Raw genomic sequence first — 16,729 nt, forward strand, 5'->3', positions numbered from 1 at the left:
ACGCTCTCGTGAGGCGTGCGTCGTGAGGCGTGGGGGCGGGTCAGCCCAGCTCGGGGAACCAGAGCGCGATCTCGCGCGCCGCGGACTCCGCCGAGTCGGAGCCGTGGACGAGGTTCTGCTGCACCTTGGTGCCCCAGTCGCGGCCCAGGTCGCCCCTGATGGTGCCGGGGGCCGCGTCGGTCGGGTTGGTCGCGCCGGCCAGCGAGCGGAAGCCGGGGATGACGCCGTCGCCCTCGGCCACGACCGCCAGGACCGGGCCCGACATCATGAACTCGACCAGGGGCCCGTAGAACGGCTTGCCCTCGTGCTCGGCATAGTGGGCGGCGAGCAGCTCGGTGGTGGCGTTCTTCAGCTCCACCGCCCGCAGCGTGTAGCCCTTGGTCTCGATGCGGCGCAAGATCTCGCCGGACAGGCCGCGGCGGACGCCGTCCGGCTTGACGAGGACGAGGGTGCGCTCGGCCACGGGCTGCGTCGAGGCCTCCGTGGGCAGGGTCTTCTCTGCGACGTCGGTCATGAAGCAACCCTATCGGGGACCGGCGCATGCCCGGTCCCTGAACGCGTCAGACCCCCAGGTCACCGGGTGACCTGGGGGTCTGACGCGTCGGGCGTCCGGGTCAGCCCATGTTCGGGGCGGTCTCCGGATGGGCGGCGTCGTACTCCGCGCGTTCCCTGTCGACGCGCGCGCCGAGCCGCAGCGCGTAGATCCACAGGACCACGAAGATGCCGCCGACGAGGTACATCATCGGCACCAGCAGCCCCATGGCGAGCACCGGGATCTGCGCGACGGAGCCGGCAGCCCGGCCGGCGGCCGAGCCCTGGGCCCGCGAGAGGATCACGAGCACCAGGGCGAGGACGCTACCGAGCACCCAGATCACCGCGCTCGACTCGATGCGGAGCGGCCCGCGCCCGAAGTCGGAGTCGCGCAGCGCCCACACCGCCATCGTCGCGAACAGCACGAGGAACACCTCTAGCAGCAGCGTGGTGGACGTGAACTGCACCAGCGCGGACTTCTTGGGCTTGATGCGGTCGCCGGGGGCGGGTCGGTCCTTGCTCACCGGTCCAGGATATCCGTCTCCTTGCCCTCCACGACCGCCTCGCCGCGCGCCACCATCCCCGCCTCACCCGAGAGCTTGATCTCCTTGAGGAAGAGCGCGAGCACGAGGCCGACCGCGACCAGCGGCACGAGGTACCAGAACGCAGGCGCGAGGGAGTCAGCGAACGCGTCGACCACGCCGCTGCGCAGCGGCTCCGGGAGCTGGTCGACGATCGAAGGCGTCAGGCCAGAGGTGCCGCCCGCCGGCGCTGCGCCCTCCGGCAGCCCGCCGAAGACGCCTTCCAGGTTCTCCGAGAGTCGCGAGGTGAACACCGTGGTGAACGCGGCGGTGCCGACAGCAGCGCCGATCTCACGGAAGAAGTTGTTCGACGACGTCGCAGTGCCCAGCTCGTGCGGGTCCACCGAGTTCTGCACCGCGAGCACGATCGTCTGCATGATGAGGCCCATCCCGGCGCCGAGCACGAAGATCATCGCGCCGAACAGCCACAGGGACATGCCGCCCTCGAGACGGGTCAGCCAGATCATGCCCGCGATCGTGATGACCAGACCCGCGACGGGGTACATCTTGTAGCGGCCGGTCCTGGAGATCGCGAAGCCCGAGGCGATGGAGGTCAGCATCACGCCGGCCATCATCGGGAGCATCAGCAGGCCGGACTCCGTGACGCCGGCACCCGCCGACATCTGCAGGAACGTCGGGAGCATCGCCATCGCGGAGAACATGCCCATACCGAGCACCAGGCCGATGAGCGTGGTGATCGTGAACGTGCGGTTCTTGAAGAGCCGCAGCGGGATGAGCGGCTCGGACACGCGGTTCTCGATGAACACGAACAGGCCGACCACCACGGCGGTGCCGACCAGCAGCCCCAGGAGCATCGGGTCGGACCAGTCGTAGCCGTCGTTGCCGAGCGACTCCCAGCTCGTCAGCAGCACGATGCCGGTGGTGCCGAGCGCCATCGTCAGGATGCCGCCCCAGTCGGTCGGCCGGGTGGTGCGGTGCGAGGGCAGCTTGAGCGCGAAGTAGGCGATGAACCAGGCGGCGATGCCGATCGGCACGTTGATCCAGAACGTCCAGCGCCAGCCGGGGCCGTCGGTGAGCCACCCGCCGAGCAGCGGTCCGGCGACGGCGGAGATGCCGAACAGGGCACCCATGGGGCCCATGTACTTGCCGCGGTCGGCCGCGGGGATGATGTCGGCGATGATCGCCTGCGACAGGATCATCAGGCCACCGCCGCCGAGGCCCTGCACGGCGCGCCAGGCCACGAGCGACTCGAACGTCTGGGCCATCCCGCCGCCGATGGACGCGACGACGAAGAGGGCGACCGCCACCAGGAACGGCCAGCGGCGCCCGTACAGGTCACCGAACTTGCCGTACAGCGGCATCGCGATGGCGATCGCCAGGATGTAGGCGGTGATGACCCAGCCCTGGTGCTCGACGCCGTTCAGCTCGCCCACGATGGTCGGCATGGCGGTACCGACGATGGTCTGGTCCAGCGAGGACAGGAACATCGAGGCCATCAGGGCCCCGAAGATCAGCCAGATCGTGCGCTGGTTGAGGACTACCAGCGGCTTGTCCGGCGCCGTGGTGACGGCATGGCTCATGAAGGGTGCCTTTCTGGGGAGCAGGTCGAGCTGGGGAGATCAGTGGGGCGGGTGAGTCGGGATCAGGAGCCGAGGTCGTCCGCGACGAGGTCGGTGAGCTGCGCGACGGCGGCGGGCAGGTGGTCGGCGGGACCGCCGGTGTACCCGGTGTGCTCCCAGGCGACGAGCGCCGTGCGGATCATGAGCAGGACGAGCATCGTGAGCAGCTCGTTGTCGGCGCTGAACGGCCTGACCGCCCGGCGTGCCTCGAAGAGCTCGACGAGCTGGCTCTTGTGCCGGTCCATCCAGACCACGTGGCGCTGCAGCAGGCGTGGCTCCTGCTGCAGGAGGTCCATCGCCCGCACCGTCCTGCCATGCGTCTCCGCGTCCGGCGTGAGCAGGGAGGCGACCAGGGCCTGCAGGTCGGACAGCAGCCGGCCCGTCGGGCCACCGTCTACGAACGTCCTGACGTCGTCCTCGGACAGGCCCGCGTCCTCCGCGCCGAGCACCGCGTCGTCCTTGGTCTCGAAGTAGTTGAAGAAGGTGCGGGCGGAGACGCCCGCCTCGGCGCTGATCATCTCGACCGTCACGGCGTCCAGGCCGTGCGCCGCGACCAGCTGCTGTGCCGCGTCGATCAGCGCCGCTCGCCGGGCCTGCTTCTTGCGCTCGCGCAGGCCCTGCTCGGCAGGTGTCCCCTCGAGGGCGGCGGCAGGCTCACGCAGGTCCGGGCGCGGCGCGCCGTCGGAGGGCGCAGCTGTGTCGCGGGAGGGGGCTGGGACCATGCGCTAATTCTTGCACTGCACGCAAAAATTCATCAACTGCAAAAAGCTGAGACGGCGGTCACACCTCGCCGAAGCCTGCGTCGATCATCTCCACGACCGTCGCCACCGCTTCCGCGGCCCGGTCCCCCGTCGCCTCGACGAGCAGCTCGCGGCCCTGCGTGGCGCCGAGGGCCATGAGCTGCAGCACGCTGGAGGCGTCCACGCCGTCGATCGTCACGGTGGCGCCCAGCTCGGCCACCTTGCGCGACACCAGCGCAGCGGGCCGCGCATGCAGACCGAGCGGGTTGCGGACGGTCACGGTGCGCGAGTTCTGCGCCTCCCCGTCCGACGCGGCCTCGCTCGCCTCGGGCGCCTGCGTCGCCTCGACCGGTGCGAACATCCGGATCGACGCGTTCGCCGACTCCAGCACCGCGCCCAGGTCCGCGCCGCCGTGCGCCGTCACGGCCGCGGCGACGGCCCCCTCGACGAACGGCGCGCGCGCCAGCACCACGCGCTCGGTCAGGGACTCGTCCAGCTCCAGCACCGCCTCGACGGTGAGCACCGACGACCCGAGGTCCCCGAGCACCACGACGCCGCCGCCGTCCGCGCCACCGGAGACGTCGCCGGGGGCGTTGCCGGCCAGTGTGGTCAGCACCTCCGCGAGGGCCTTCTGTACCGCGTCGAGCGAGGTGCCCAGCCCGCCGTCGGGCCCGCCGCCCACGCCGCGGATCAGGACGTCGGGCGCCATCTGCTCCGCGAGCTCCGTCACCCCTCGCGCCAGCTCGACGGAGTGGGAGACGAGGACGAGAGCGACCCGCGCCGTCATGCTGCGCCGCGGGGGTCGGCCGGCGTCGGGCCCGACAGGGCTGCGGCCATCGCCGCCCCGAGGACCAGAGCGGTGGACCGCGCGCCGGGGTCCTCGTGCCCCGCACTGCGTTCACCGAGGTAGGAGGCGCGGCCCTTGGTCGCGATCAGTGGGATAGTGGCCGTCGCCGCCCTGTCGGCGGCCTCGGCCGCCGCCCGCAGGACGTCCAGCTCCGAGCCGCCGTCGCCCGCCGCCGCCTCGGCGGCCTCGACGGCCGCGTGCCACGCGTCGACCATGGTCTTCTCCCCCACCGTCGCCTTGCCGCGCGAGGACACGCCTTCGAGGGCGGCCTCCAGCACGGCGACGACGGCGGGCGGGTCGATCTGCGGGCGCCCGGACACCTTGGCCGCTCGCAGGTAGGCGGTGCCGTAGAGCGGACCGGAGGCACCGCCGACCGTCGACATCAGCGTGGTCGCCACCAGCTTCAGGACGTCACCGACCGTCCGCTCGTCGGCGGCCGACGATTCGGCCGCCACGTCGTCGAGCCGTACCACCACCGCCTTGAAGCCCCGGTCCAGGTTCTCGCCGTGGTCGCCGTCGCCGATCTGCCGGTCGAGCTCGGTCAGCTCGCCCTTCGCGTCCGCGATCGCATCCGCCGTGCGGCGAACCCATCGCTCCGCCCAGTCCGCGTCCAACGCCATGTCCTTCAGCCCTTCCTGTTTCACCACCGGAGTGCTGCAGTGTTCACCGGCGCGTCCCAGAGGGTCTCCAGCTCGTCGTCCAGCCGGAGGACGGTGACCGATGCCCCCTGCATCTCGAGGGACGTCACGTAGTTGCCCACCAGCGATCGGGAGACCGTCACGCCACGCTCCTCGAGAAGGCGCCGCGCTCGACCATAGACCACGTACAGCTCGGACAGCGGAGTGCCGCCCATACCGTTGACGAACAGCAACACTCGCTCGCCGCGGCCCAGGCCCAGGTCGTCGGCGACCGGTGCCACCAGCATCTCCGTGACCGCGTCGGCAGCAGCGGCAGGCACCCGACGGCGGCCCGGCTCACCGTGGATCCCGATGCCCACCTCGATCTCGTCGTCGCCCAGGTCGAAGCTCGGCCCACCCACGTGCGGCACGACCGGCGCCGCCAGCGCCACACCCATGGAGCGCACGTTCGCGATGACGCGCTCCGCGACGGCGGCGACCCCGGCGAGGTCGGTGCCCCGGTAGGCGGCAGCACCCGCGATCTTCTCGACGGCGACCGTCCCGGCCACCCCGCGCCGTCCGGCGGTGTAGAGCGAGTCCTCGACAGCGACGTCGTCGTTCACGAGCACCGACGCGACCTCGATGTCCTCCTCCACGGCGAGCTCGACGGCGGTCTCGAAGTTGAGCACGTCGCCCGTGTAGTTCTTGACGATCGTCAGCACGCCGGCGCCGCCGTCGGCCGCCTGGATGGCGGGCAGGATCTGGTCGGGCGTCGGGGACGTGAACACTGCGCCGGGGACGGCCGCGTCGAGCATGCCGTCGCCCACGAAGCCCGCGTGCAACGGCTCGTGCCCTGAGCCACCACCGCTGACCAGTCCCACCTTGCCCGTCACCGCACCCCCCGCGCGGCTGACGAACACCGGCGCCGGACTGAGCCGGACCAGGTCGGAGTGGGCCAGCGCGAAGCCGGCCAGGGAGTCGGCCACGGCATCGGCGGGATCGTTCAGCAGCTTCTTCACGGTGACCTCCTCGCGGGGCTGTTCGACCCGGCGACGGAGCCAGGCCCGCACACGAGTCCCCTGAGGTTCATGTAACACCAGAAGGTCGCCGGGAGTACAGCACCCACCCGCTTTGGTTGTGAGCGCGATCGTTGCACCTAGAACGGACAGGTAGCCGCAACCATCGCGCCCACAACCATGCTGACGATCAGCCGCGGCCGACCAGGATGCGGGTGTCAGCGACCGTGACGACAGAACCGGTGACGAGGACACCGGTGCCGACGCCGCCCCCGTGCTTGTCGTTGGCCTCGACCAGGTCGGCAGCGAGCTGCAGCGCCTCGTCCAGGCGGCCTGCCACGTGCACGCGCTCCTCACCGAAGACCTCGCGGGCCACGACGGCGAGCGTCTCCGGGTCTGCCGACCGCTCCGAGGAGTTCCGGGTCACCACGACCTCCGCGACGGTCGGCTCCAGCACGGACAGGAGACCCTCGGCGTCCTTGTCCGCCATGACGGCGACGACGGCGACGATGTGCTCCAGGTTGAACGACTCCTCCAGCGCGTCCACCACGGCTTCCGCACCGGCGGGGTTGTGCGCGACGTCGACCACGACCGTAGGGCTGGTCCGCACCACCTCGAGGCGACCGGGCGCGTCGACGTCACCGAACCCCGCCTCCACGATCTCGGCACCGAGCGCACGCCCGCCGCTGATCAGGGCTTCGGTGGCCGCGAGCGCCAGCAGCGCGTTGTGCGCCTGGTGGGCCCCGTGCAAGGGCAGGAAGATCTCGGTGTAGACGCCGGCCGGCGTGCGCAGGTCGATCAGCTGCCCGCCGACGGCGACCCGCCGGTCCACGACCTCGAGGTCGACGCCCTCCCGGATCAGGTGGGCGCCCACGCTCTGGGACCGCGCGAGGATGGGTTCGAAGGCGGCGTCCTGCTGCTCCGCGATCACCGCGACGGCGCCGTCCTTGATGATCCCCGACTTCTCCGTGGCGATCTCGTCGAGGGTGGAGCCGAGCCAGCGCTCGTGGTCCATGGCGATGGGGGTGATGACGGCGACCTCGCCGTCGACCACGTTGGTGGAGTCCCACGTGCCGCCCATGCCGACCTCGATGATCGCGACGTCGACGGGCGCGTCCGCGAAGGCGGCGAACGCCATGACGGTGAGCACCTCGAAGAAGCTCAGGGGTGGCCCGCCCCGCTCCTGCGACTCGCGGTCCGCGACGCCGATGTAGGGCGCGACGTCCTCGAACACCTCGACGAACCGCTCCTGACTGAGCGGTTCGCCGTCCACGGCGATGCGCTCGGTGACGCTCGTCAGGTGCGGGGACGTGAACCGGCCGGTGCGCAGGCCGTGCTCGCGCACCAGACGCTCGACCATGCGGGCGGTGGAGGACTTGCCGTTGGTCCCGGTGACGTGGACGGTCCGGTAGGCGCGGTGCGGGTCGCCGAGCAGCTCCAGGACACGCTCGACGCGGGCCATGGTGGGGTCGATGTCGAATTCGGGGGCTCGTGCCGCGATCTCGCGGCGTACTGCTTCAAAGGCTTCGTCCACGTGACGAGGATAGGGTTCCGGAATCAAGGTTGCCGATCTCGTGCGGGGGCTCAGCAGGTGTCGGACGAGCAGCAGACGTCGAACGTGTCGGACGACCTGGTGGCCCGGTGGCTGGGCTTCGAGGAGATCTTCAGCCGAGACAAGTACGAAGGCGGGCCCTCGCCCTGGCCGGTTTCGGCTGCCGGGAGTGTGTCGGAGCCGACACCGGGGTTGCTCGAGATCAGCGGCTCCTCGCGTCCGCAGGTCGTAGTCACCGCCCCGCATGCGACGAATCACGAGCGGAACGGCACCGGGAAGGTCGCAGATCGTGGCACGGGCGGACTCGCTGTCCTGCTCGCCCAAGTGACCGGCTGCACGGCGCTCATCGCGTTGGGCACCCCGGGGGATGCTAACTATGACCAGGACCATCCGCTGAAGGAACGGCTGGCCGAGCTCCGGCCCATGGTGGTCATCGACCTTCACGGGATGCGAAGCCGCGCTGAGTCCGATGTTGATCTGGGCACGGGCACCGGTACGGCTCCACCCGCGGTGGTCTCCGCACTGGACAACAGTGACCTGCGGGTCACGGTCAACCAGGTCTTCGACGCCATGCGCCCGACGACGGTGACGTCCTTCGCGCAGTCGCTCGGCATCCCCGCGGTGCAGGTGGAGATCGGAGCGCATCTGCGGCCGCCGTCCGGTGAGGCTCCGGCACTCGCTCGCCTTGTCGCCGCCCTGATCGCCGCCGTTGAGCGGGCCGGTTCCACGGCGTCCTGCGCCCTGACGACCGTTCCGGTCCAGATCGCCTCTGGGCTGCCAACCGCCGTCGTGCACCCCTCCATGCTGTCCGGGACGGCCGGTCCGGTTCCTGTCACGGTCACCGCCGACGGGGTTGACGCTGTGGCGTGGGCGTGGAGCGCGGCAGCCGACGGGATCCCCGAGTTCGCCAGGGCCCTTGCACCCGGTCAGATCGGGATGAGCCGACGGCTGCGTTCCGCCGTGGACGATGCCACGACAGTTTCGGTGCAGGTACCGCCGGTCGTCGTGCTGCGGACCTACTCAGCGCTGGTCGACGACATGCCCGACGCCGGCGAGGTGCAGGTCAGCCCAACCGATGTCGAGCCGGGCACGTACCTCCTGGTGCAGGGTGGAGTCACCGCCTGGGTACACGCAGTACCGCGTGACCATGTCCGGCCGGGCACCGTCCGACTCGCCTACCAGCTTCGCCTACTGACCGCCTCGGGCGGTGCGGCGGACAATGCCCGCGTAGCTCTCGTCGCCGCGGGGCCTGACGTGGTCAGGCACCGCCTCCCCGGCAGGCGTCTCCAGCAGACGAGCGAAGCTGTCGACCGCACCATGGAACGGCTGTGGCGCGCGATCTTCCGGGCACCCGCGTTCTCAGCCCGTGTGGTCCAGGCACACGCTGGTGACGACGGGGCGTCGATCGTCACCCTGCATCCAGCTGTCTTCGACCGCATCGGCATCGAGTCGGGCCAGCAGGTGCTCGTCCGATGGGGAGGGCGCGAGGTGGTCGCACTCGCCGTCGCGGACCACGATCCTCCGACGTCCGGCTCACCCACCGCGTCGATGAAGAAGGTGCAGCGGGTCAACCGGTTGTGGCCAGACCTGCCGGAAGGGATATCGCCACACGTCACCGTCCGCATGTCAACACGGTTACGCGACCAGCTCGGCGCACCGGTGGCCACGGTCGTCACGGTGCGCCGGCGAATGCGGCCGGTTCTCGTGCAGAACCTCAACTCGTTGGTCGTCCCGCTGGCGAGCCTGGTGCTCGCGGGCGCGGCACTGCCCGACCCGCACTGGCCCATCTTGGGCCTCGGCACGGCGCTGATGTCCGTGTTCGCACTCGCCCGCCTGCGCATCCCGCAACCGCGGAGCCGAGCACGCGTGGACGAGAACTGGGTGGAACGGATGCCCGGAGCGGTCGAGCCACCTGGTCCGGACCCCCGGCGGGCGGTGAGAAAGTAAGCGGGTGACCGCCCAGCACCTTCCCGGAGACACGGCCTTCTTCGAGGAGTGGAACTACCGGCAGCCCGGCACACGCCGCTCCTTACCGCGCGCGCGGGCCGTAGGCGCGGCCCTCGGCGCATGGGACGGTACGCCGCCCGTGCTCGTCATCGTGGGGTCCAAGGGCAAAGGGACGACGGCCGTCCATGCGGCCGCGACCCTGTCGGCAGCTCGTCTCGGAGGCGGCCGCCCGGCGCATGTCGGCCTGGTGACCTCGCCTGGTCTGCGAACCAACCGGGAACGGATGCGGTTCGACGGCCTGGCCATCTCTCCCGACGAGTACGAGCAGGTCGCCGGGTCGCTCGCCCGAGCTCGGGCGTCAATCCCCCAGCAAGGCGGGGGGTACCTGTCCCCAACGGGGGCGTTTACGGTCGCAGGTGCCTCCTGGGCCGCAGCCCGGGGCGCCGACGCGCTCGTGCTGGAGGAAGGACTCGGCGGGCGGTCCGACGAGGTGAGCCTGTTCGATCCTCAGGTGGCTGTGGTGACGAAGGTGTTCTACGAGCACGGCGAACAGCTCGGGCCCACGCTGGACGACGTGGCACGCGACCTGCTCGGTGTCGTCGGGCCCGCAACGCGGACGATCGTGACTGTGCCTCAGGACGACGTGGTTACGGCGATCGTCGAGGAGACCGCCGCGAGGTTCGGAGCGGAGCTCGTGACCGTGACCGCCGACTCGCCGGCCCCGGCGCCGGCGGGACTCGCGCCGATCACCCGGTTGAACGCTGTGGCCGGAGAGGCAGCGGGGCGCGCACTGGCTTCGGCTCTCGGCTGGCGCATCGACGACAGCCAGGCCCGTGCAACGCTGGCGGGCGTGCGGGTGCCAGGTCGACTGAGCCGGCATCAGGTGGGCGACGTCCACGTGATGGTCGATGGCGCGATCTCGCCGGATGGCGTGGCGGCCACGGTGGCGGCTTATCTCAGGTGGCACGGCCACCTGGACACCGTGGTGGCCAGCTTTCCCGATACGAAGGACGTCGATGCGTGCTTCGCCGAGCTGCGCGGCTTCCAACGCGTGATACCGGCGCGAGCGGACAGCTACCTGACGTTCGCCAAAGCCGAGATCCTCCATGAGGAGGTGCTGGACGCGCGGACTGCTCTCGCCCTGGGTCTGGCGACCGCACGCGCGATGACCGGCGGATGCTTGATCGTCGGCACTCAGTCGTACGTCGGCATCGCATTGGACACGCTGAACGCGGAGACCGAGACGGCTTACATCCGACCCGCGACCTGAACCCGTCGCGACAACTCCTCTGTCCCTCTGTAGGGTCATCTCAGACCTATGAGAAGGCGAGACCCCTGACGCAGGGGCTCGCCTTCTTTTGCCGTCCCACTGCTCCGAGGATTCGAACGTGCCCAAGCCTGCGCAGACTGAGGCGAACAACATTCCGCTGGGCTGCAACGCCTACGTCGACGAGACCAAAGCGCGGGGATACGTGCTTGCCGTCGTGTTCGTGCCGGCACGTGACGTACACAAGCTACGCGCCACACTGCGCAGTCTGCGGGCAGCAGGCAGCCGAAGCATCCATTTCCACAAGGCGAACAACTCTCAGCGAGCCGCCGTCATCGACGCCCTGGTGACACATGAGGTAAAGGCGCTGATCATCACGAATCGAACCCACCCAAGGACACCTCCACGCGAGGCATCGATTCGTGCTCTTGCCCGGCAAGCGGTCCAGCTCGACGTGTCGCTCATCGTCCTTGAACGAGACCAGACAGTCGAACGCAAGGACCGCCGCTGGCTGTTCGAGGAGCTGAACAAGACCACCGTGCGTTACGAGCACCGCGACCGACACGAAGACGCACTGCTCTGGGCAGCGGACGCGATCGCGTGGTGCTGGCAGCACGGCGAACCGTGGAAGCAGCGGACGAGGTCGCTCATCGCTCAGCACGTGGACGCCCAGAGCCTGCTGCCGAGCAATCCGTAGACAGCGCGAAGCCCGGGCCACCCGCCTAATCGGGCAGGCTCCCGGGCTCACTTCTCAGGGCTATTGCCCATCGCACTTCATATAGTACTAACGCCGCTGGGCTGTGCAAGCCCTCCTGAGCAGGTCGACGTCGACGCGACCGCCCTCCGCAGGCAACAGAACACTCCACCCGCTTTCCGCACATCACACACCGTGTTGCGGCATTTCACCCCCTACAGAACGATGACACCGCAGCGTCAGCAGGCGATGCTCCGGGTTCGTCGTGGGGAAGCGGCAGCATGAGGCGAAACAGCAGGGTCCAGCGCGCGATTGTCGTCGGGACCATGGCGTTGACCGCGGCATTCACCGTCCCGGCGGCAACGGCCACCACTGTTCCGGCGGCCGAGGACACCGTCGTCATCGGCCAGCCGGAGACGAACAGCACCGGGCATACTCCTGCGAAAATCCGCACAGCGACCCAGACCGCCGTCGACCGTTCGGCCGGCGCCGCCACGGCGCTCTCGGAGGTCCGCGGCTATGCCGGTGTGGCGGTGGACTACGAGGCAGCGACGGTGACGATCTCCTGGAAGGGCGCCGCGCCGCCCGCTGTCGGCGCCTTGGCCGAGCAGGTTCCAGAGGGCGTACTGGTCGAGGTCAGGCGGACAGCGCTGAGCGGGGCCGACCTGCACGCCGCCAGCACCCGCCTGCTGGACAGCCAGCGCTCGGCAACGTCAGCACCTACCGTGCTCACCGTCCTGCCGGCGGACGACTACGCAGGGCTGGTGGTCGAGGTCAGCGGCGAGCCTGCCGCCCCTGGTGCGGAGGCCCTGGAGCAGCGCCTGGAGCGGATAGCGGGCGTGCCGGTGCGGCTCCAGACGATCCACCACGTCGTCGAGACCACTGCCGGCAGCCGCCGGGACGACCGGGCGCCGTGGTACGCGGGCGGGGCGATCGCCGCCAAGGACGGTACCGACTACTGCACGACGGGCTTCTCGATCGTCACCAAGGCGGGCGACCGGCGGATCGTCACCGCCGCGCACTGCAACAAGAAGGTGGGCGACGTGGTCCGCAACGGTGCGGGTAAGCGTCTCGGCACGGTCACCCACCGGGCCCCGGAGGTCGACGCCCAGCTCATCGATCCCGTCGGCGAACCCGAGACGGCGGGCGCGGTCCTTGGCGGTCCGTGGGACGCGACCCGCGCCCATGACCGCTACCAGTTTCCGGTCGCCACCGTGCAACGGCCGGCCGTCGGGCAGCACATCTGCGGCTCCGGTGCCGTCACCGGCGAGCACTGCTCGACGATCCGCGCCACGGGCATCGCGTGGACCTGCGGCAAGAAGACCTGCCACGGGTTCCGGGCGAGCCGCGACGACGGCGGCGTCGTGGTGGGCGGAGGCGACAGCGGCGGGCCGATGTACACGGTCATCGATGGCAAGGCCCACGCCCGCGGGATGATCGACGGCGGCTCGAACCGCCGCAGCTGCGGCAAGACGTCCGTGTCGACCCAGTGCTTCTCGTACGTCTACGGCATCCCGATGGTCGACATCCTGAAGCACTGGGGCGCCCGCATCGACAGCTGAGAGGCGGCGGCCGTGTTGAGTGCTGGCTATGTGTTGGGCAGTCCCAGCTCGGGCAACGCACAGCCAGCACTCAACAGCGACGGCGGGGTCAGGCCTTGGCCACCGACACCGCGCGCTCGGCACCGGACGCCCCAGCGGTCACCGTGAACGACGTCGCCAGCGTCTCGCGCGACACCAGCTCGCGGTGCTCCTCGACGGCGGCGACCCACTCGGCAGGCACCGTCAGGTCGAGCACGATCCGGTCGGCGACCTGCAGCCCCGCGGCCTTGCGCGCGTCCTGCACGTCGCGGACGACGTCGCGGGCGTAGCCCTCGGCGCGCAGCGCGTCGTCGAGCGCGAGGTCGAGCACCACGAAGCCACCGCCCGACAGCACGGCGGCCGCGACCTCGGCAGACTCGGCAGAGTCACCGCCGACCACCGTCGTCAGCTCGTACTCGGTCGGGAGCAGCTCGACGTCGCCGCCGTCCGTCGCGACCACCACCGCGCCGACGGGGGTCTTGGACCAGGCGCCCGACTTCGCCGCCTTGATCACTGCCTGCACCCCGCGTCCGAGCCGCGGGCCGGCAGCCCGGGCGTTGACGGCGAGACGCTCCATGATGCCGAACTCGGCGGCCACCTCTGGCGAGAACGCGACCAGGCGCACCTCCTTGACGTTCAGCTCGGTCTCCAGCAGCCCGGTGAACGGCGCGACACCGTCCGGGTCCGCGACGGCCACGACGAGCGACCGCAGCGGCTGCCGCACGCGCAGCTTGTTCGCCTTGCGCAGCGCCAGCGTCTGCGACACCACGGCCCGCGCGGACTCGACGGCGGCGACGAGGGCGTCGTCGGCCACGAGGGTCTCCCCGACGTATCCCGAGGTCTCGACGGACTCGGCCAGGGTCGGCCAGTCCGCGAGGTGCACCGAGCGCTCACCGGTCAGGCCGCGCCAGACCTCCTCCGTGAGCAGCGGCGCGAGCGGCGCCATGACCCGGCACAGCACCTCGAGCGCCGTCGACAGGGTGTCGAAGGCGTCGGCGTCCTCGGCCCAGAACCGGTCGCGCTGCGTGCGCACGTACCAGTTGGTCAGGGCGTCGAGGTACTGGCGCACGGTGTCGCACGCGCCAGCGATGTCGTAGGTGTCGAGCTGCTGCGTCACGTCCGCCACCAGCCCGCGCGTACGCGCCAGCAGGTAACGGTCCATGACGGGCAGCCCGGCCACCCGCTCGGCCGTCAGCGGCTGCGCGGAGTAGCCCGCGCCGCCGTTCGCGGCGTTGGCGTACAGCGTGAAGAAGTAGTACGTGCTCCACAGCGGCAGCAGGACCTGGCGCACCGCGTCGCGGATGCCCTCCTCGGTGACCACGAGGTTGCCGCCGCGCAGGATGGGCGACGCCATGAGGAACCAGCGCATCGCGTCGGAACCGTCCCGGTCGAAGACCTCGTTCACGTCCGGGTAGTTCTTCAGCGACTTGCTCATCTTGCGGCCGTCGGAGCCCAGCACGATGCCGTGCGAGACAGCCGTCTTGAACGCGGGCCGGTCGAACAGCGCCGTGGACAGCACGTGCATCATGTAGAACCAGCCGCGCGTCTGGCCGATGTACTCGACGATGAAGTCGCCGGGGAAGTGGTGCTCGAACCAGTCCGCGTTCTCGAACGGGTAGTGCACCTGGCCGTACGGCATGGAACCGGAGTCGAACCAGACGTCCAGCACGTCCTCGACGCGACGCATCGTGGACTGCCCTGTCGGGTCGTCCGGGTTGGGGCGCGTCAGGTCGTCCACGAACGGGCGGTGCAGGTTGGGGTTGCCGTCCTTGTCGAGCGGCAGCCGCCCGAAGTCCCGCTCCAGCTCGGCGAACGACCCGTAGACGTCGATCCGCGGGTACTCCGGGTCGTCGCTCTTCCACACCGGGACGGGCGAGCCCCAGAACCGGTTGCGCGTGATGGACCAGTCGCGCGCGTTCTCCAGCCACTTGCCGAACTGGCCGTCCTTGATGTGGTCGGGCACCCAGGTGATCTCCTGGTTCAGCTCGCCCATGCGGTCCTTGATCTTGGTGACCTCGACGAACCACGAGGACACGCCCATGTAGATCAGCGGCTGCCGGCAGCGCCAGCAGTGCGGGTAGGAGTGCGCGTACTGCTCACGGCGCAGCAGCACCGTGCCCGACGACGTCCGCCCCGCCTCGTCGTCGGCCATCCCGCGCGTGCGGGCCTTGAGGTGGTCGATGATCGGCGCGTTCGCGTCGAAGACCTGCAGTCCCGCGTACTCCTCGACGGGGAAGGTGAAGCGGCCGTCCGCCCCCACGGGGATGACGGGCTCCACGCCCTCGCGGTCACTGACCTGCTTGTCCTCCTCACCGAAGGCACCGGCGTTGTGCACGAGGCCCGTACCGTCGGTGGTGGTGACGAAGTCGGCCTCGACCACGCGGTGCGCGCCCTCGTGCCCCGCGAAGTACGAGAACGGCGGGGCGTAGGCGGCGCCCAGCAGGTCGCTCCCCTTGAGCCGCCCGACGACGTTCGGCGCCAGCCGCTCACCGTCAGGGCCCTCGTCGCCGAGCTCTCGCGCGTAGGCCTCCACGCGTGCCTCGGCGAGCACGTACCGCTGCGGGGTGCCGGTGAACGACGACTCGACGATCACGTAGTCGACGTCCGGCCCCACCATGACGAGCAGGTTGGAGGGCAGGGTCCACGGCGTCGTGGTCCAGATCAGCAGGTGGTCGCCCACGCGGAGGGCCTCATCACCGGCTGCCGCGCCGTCGGGCACCTCGGTCACCCCGAACCCGACGGTCACCGCCGGGTCCTGGCGCTGCTGGTACACGTCGTCGTCCATGCGCAGCTCGTGGTTGCTCAGCGGCGTCTGGTCGTTCCAGCAGTAGGGCAGCACGCGGAAGCCCTCGTAGATGAGCCCCTTGTCGAACAGCGACTTGAAGGCCCAGACCACGCTCTCCATGAACGTCGGGTCGAGGGTCTTGTAGTCGCCCTCGAAGTCCACCCAGCGGGCCTGACGCGTCACGTACGTGCGCCACTCGTCGGTGTACTTCAGCACGCTGGAGCGGCAGGCCTCGTTGAACTTGTCGATGCCGAGCTCGACGATCTCGTCCTTGGTCTTGATCCCGAGCTGGCTCATGGCCTCCAGCTCGGCCGGCAGGCCGTGCGTGTCCCAGCCGAAGCGGCGCTCGACGCGCTGTCCGCGCATCGTCCGGTAGCGCGGTACGACGTCCTTCGCGTAGCCGGTCAGCAGGTGACCGTAGTGCGGCAGGCCGTTCGCGAACGGCGGGCCGTCGTAGAAGACGAACTCGTTGCTGCCGTTCTCGCCGGCCGGTCGGGCCTCGACGGACGCGCGGAACGTGTCGTCCTTCTCCCAGTACGCGAGGATGTCGCGCTCGAGATCGGGCAGGCTGGGCGACGCGGGGACGGTGCCCTCGGCGTCGCTGGGACGGTGCAGCGGATAGGCCATGGTTCTTCTGGCTCCTGGCGGTTCAGCGTTCGGCAGCAGGTGGACTTCGGTGTTGCTCTGCTGCGAGGACGCCGCACCTGGGTGCGCCGCGGTACCACCCCGCTTGACGCTCGCCACCGCAGTGGCGCGCATCCGCTCGTTGACGGCTGTGACGGGCCTACCCGTCCGGTTCTACTGGGGGTCCCGCTGCCCGACGGCGCTGGGGCGACCTGTTCTTCCGGAGGCTCACCGGTGATGGCCGGGTCGATGCCTGTCAGGCAATCGTACCGGGCGGCGGCAACAGGAAAAGCCCGCCGTGCAACCTGATCGCACCCGGTGTGCGTCCTGAGGTCATGAGCGAACGTGGCCCACATCACATGCCCTAC

General features: G+C 70.1%; 13 protein-coding genes. 4 read left to right on the top strand and 9 right to left on the bottom strand.

The window, feature by feature from the left end; translation table 11 throughout:
• Positions 1 to 40: 40 nt before the first annotated feature.
• The 8 genes from ndk to ACFS27_RS21945 form a co-directional block, all read right to left on the bottom strand.
• Positions 41 to 514: a nucleoside-diphosphate kinase gene (gene ndk, locus ACFS27_RS21910; RefSeq protein ID WP_377187450.1), complete on the bottom strand. Its 474-nt coding sequence runs from the start codon at positions 512 to 514 to the stop codon at positions 41 to 43.
• Between the two features lie 100 nt (positions 515 to 614).
• On the bottom strand, positions 615 to 1,055 hold the full coding sequence (locus ACFS27_RS21915; RefSeq protein WP_377187453.1) for a DUF4233 domain-containing protein: 441 nt from the start codon (positions 1,053 to 1,055) through the stop codon (positions 615 to 617).
• Positions 1,052 to 2,653 carry an MDR family MFS transporter gene (locus ACFS27_RS21920; protein ID WP_377187456.1) on the bottom strand — a complete coding sequence of 534 codons (1,602 nt, stop codon included), beginning with the start codon at positions 2,651 to 2,653 and terminating at the stop codon, positions 1,052 to 1,054. The genes ACFS27_RS21915 and ACFS27_RS21920 overlap by 4 nt, the downstream gene beginning before the upstream one ends.
• 62 nt (positions 2,654 to 2,715) lie before the next feature.
• Positions 2,716 to 3,414, bottom strand: coding sequence for a TetR/AcrR family transcriptional regulator (locus ACFS27_RS21925; protein ID WP_377187459.1), 699 nt, complete (start codon positions 3,412 to 3,414; stop codon positions 2,716 to 2,718).
• A gap of 58 nt (positions 3,415 to 3,472) precedes the next feature.
• Positions 3,473 to 4,219 (bottom strand): HPr family phosphocarrier protein, encoded by a 747-nt coding sequence (locus ACFS27_RS21930; protein WP_377187462.1) that lies wholly within the window; start codon positions 4,217 to 4,219, stop codon positions 3,473 to 3,475.
• A complete protein-coding gene (gene dhaL, locus ACFS27_RS21935; protein ID WP_377187465.1) occupies positions 4,216 to 4,899 on the bottom strand; it encodes a dihydroxyacetone kinase subunit DhaL in 684 nt (227 codons plus the stop codon). Before dhaL ends, ACFS27_RS21930 begins: the two co-directional genes overlap by 4 nt.
• Before the next feature lie 20 nt (positions 4,900 to 4,919).
• Positions 4,920 to 5,915, bottom strand: a complete 996-nt coding sequence (gene dhaK / locus ACFS27_RS21940) for a dihydroxyacetone kinase subunit DhaK (RefSeq protein WP_377187468.1) — start codon at positions 5,913 to 5,915, stop codon at positions 4,920 to 4,922.
• Positions 5,916 to 6,102: 187 nt separating this feature from the next.
• Positions 6,103 to 7,446, bottom strand: a complete 1,344-nt coding sequence (locus ACFS27_RS21945) for a bifunctional folylpolyglutamate synthase/dihydrofolate synthase (RefSeq protein WP_377187471.1) — start codon at positions 7,444 to 7,446, stop codon at positions 6,103 to 6,105.
• A 57-nt stretch (positions 7,447 to 7,503) separates the two neighbouring features.
• On the opposite strand from ACFS27_RS21945, the gene ACFS27_RS21950 reads away from it, so the two are divergent.
• The 4 genes from ACFS27_RS21950 (at position 7,504) to ACFS27_RS21965 (ending at position 12,934) form a co-directional block, all read left to right on the top strand.
• On the top strand, positions 7,504 to 9,411 hold the full coding sequence (locus ACFS27_RS21950) for a hypothetical protein (protein WP_377187474.1): 1,908 nt from the start codon (positions 7,504 to 7,506) through the stop codon (positions 9,409 to 9,411).
• Between the two features lie 283 nt (positions 9,412 to 9,694).
• On the top strand, positions 9,695 to 10,681 hold the full coding sequence (locus ACFS27_RS21955) for a hypothetical protein (RefSeq protein WP_377187477.1): 987 nt from the start codon (positions 9,695 to 9,697) through the stop codon (positions 10,679 to 10,681).
• A 118-nt stretch (positions 10,682 to 10,799) separates the two neighbouring features.
• The gene (locus ACFS27_RS21960) at positions 10,800 to 11,375 is read left to right on the top strand and encodes a hypothetical protein (RefSeq protein ID WP_377187480.1); all 576 of its coding nucleotides are present in this window, start codon (positions 10,800 to 10,802) and stop codon (positions 11,373 to 11,375) included.
• Between the two features lie 278 nt (positions 11,376 to 11,653).
• On the top strand, positions 11,654 to 12,934 hold the full coding sequence (locus tag ACFS27_RS21965) for a hypothetical protein (RefSeq protein ID WP_377187483.1): 1,281 nt from the start codon (positions 11,654 to 11,656) through the stop codon (positions 12,932 to 12,934).
• Positions 12,935 to 13,022: 88 nt separating this feature from the next.
• On the opposite strand, the gene ileS is transcribed toward ACFS27_RS21965, so the two are convergent.
• Complete coding sequence (gene ileS, locus ACFS27_RS21970) at positions 13,023 to 16,364, bottom strand: isoleucine--tRNA ligase (protein ID WP_377187486.1); 3,342 nt, start codon at positions 16,362 to 16,364, stop codon at positions 13,023 to 13,025.
• Between the last annotated feature and the right edge of the window lie 365 nt (positions 16,365 to 16,729).

This window comes from Promicromonospora vindobonensis (assembly GCF_042685865.1).
In the GTDB taxonomy this organism is placed as follows: domain Bacteria; phylum Actinomycetota; class Actinomycetes; order Actinomycetales; family Cellulomonadaceae; genus Promicromonospora; species Promicromonospora vindobonensis.